This is a genomic window from Noviherbaspirillum sp. ST9, assembly GCF_048799745.1.
In the GTDB taxonomy this organism is placed as follows: Bacteria; Pseudomonadota; Gammaproteobacteria; order Burkholderiales; family Burkholderiaceae_D; genus Noviherbaspirillum.
Genome location: NZ_JBLWFR010000027.1, coordinates 1 through 1,278, shown reverse-complemented (window position 1 = coordinate 1,278; position 1,278 = coordinate 1). Strand labels below are relative to the sequence as shown.

General features: G+C 39.2%; 2 protein-coding genes and 1 pseudogene. All 3 read left to right on the top strand.

The window, feature by feature from the left end:
- Positions 1 to 438: pseudogene (locus ACNOHI_RS24500) on the top strand (LPS biosynthesis protein); the annotation flags it as partial.
- The gene (hisH, locus tag ACNOHI_RS24495; protein WP_128769932.1) at positions 435 to 1,049 is read left to right on the top strand and encodes an imidazole glycerol phosphate synthase subunit HisH; all 615 of its coding nucleotides are present in this window, start codon (positions 435 to 437) and stop codon (positions 1,047 to 1,049) included. The pseudogene ACNOHI_RS24500 and the gene hisH, both read left to right, overlap by 4 nt.
- Positions 1,049 to 1,278, top strand: a 230-nt coding sequence (locus tag ACNOHI_RS24490; protein ID WP_420477341.1) for a HisA/HisF-related TIM barrel protein, incomplete at its 3' end; no start/stop codon positions are given. The genes hisH and ACNOHI_RS24490, both read left to right, overlap by 1 nt.

Here is a 1,278-nt window from a genome sequence, read left to right as displayed (position 1 = left end):
AAGGTTTTCAAACCATTAGATCTGGTGCCTTTTATTAAAGTGGAAGCAGAGAAACTTTTGGAAGACCGTTTCGGATGGCAGAAATTTCAGCATAAACACCATGAGTCGCGTTTTACGAGGTTTTACGAAGATTTTTGGCTGCCCAGGAAATTTGGTTATGAAAAACGTCGGGCTCATTTCTCAAGCTTGATCCTCACTGGTCAAATGACACGAGATGAGGCTATACAAAGAATCGCGAAACCGGAGTTGTCTGAGCAAATTCTTCTTCAAGAATTTGAGTACGTTGCTAACAAGTTAGGGCTTTCCGTTGATGACCTCTGGCACATATTTGAAGGTAAAAATAAATCATACCGCGATTATAGGAATAAGAAGAGAATTATAAACATGGGAACGAAGATGATGAGGATTTTCGGTTTGGAAAAACGATTATTCAGATGATAGCTATTGTAGATTACGGCGTTGGCAACATAAGGGCTTTTGCAAATATTTATAAGAAGTTGAATGTTCCTTTTAAGATCGCTCAAAAAAAAGAGGATCTTTATGATGCCGCTAAGCTTATCCTTCCTGGCGTTGGTGCATTTGATCATGCCATGGAAAAACTGGAGCGTTCCGGTATGAGACAATGCCTTGACCAACTAGTGCTGGAAGCCAGGGTTCCTGTTATTGGAATATGTGTGGGGATGCAAATGTTAGCAAAGTCAAGTGAGGAAGGAGATTTGCCTGGTTTAGGTTGGATCGATGGTGTGGTTAGAAAGTTTGATGAGAACAAAATTCGATTCGCTACTCATTTACCACATATGGGATGGAATGACATTAAGCCCGTAAAACCGAGTCAAATACTTATGGGACTGGAGTCGAATGCAAAATTCTATTTTCTTCATTCCTACTACTTTCACTGTAGTCATCCCGATGATACAATTGCTGTAGCTGATTATGGATGCGAGTTTAGTTGTGCTGTTAATAAGAATAACATATACGGGGTACAATTTCATCCCGAGAAAAGCCATCAATACGGAATTCAGCTTTTAGAGAATTTTTCAAAAATATAATGCTACGTCCCAGAATTATACCTTGTCTATTGGTAAAGGATAAGGGTCTTGTAAAAACCGTTAATTTCAGGAATCCCAAGTATGTCGGAGATCCGCTAAATGCTGTTAGGATTTTTAATGAGAAACAGGTTGATGAATTAACTGTATTCGATATAGATGCTTCACCCGCTAATAGAGAACCCGACTATAAGATGATTGAATATTTGGCGTCGGAATGTAGAATGCCGCT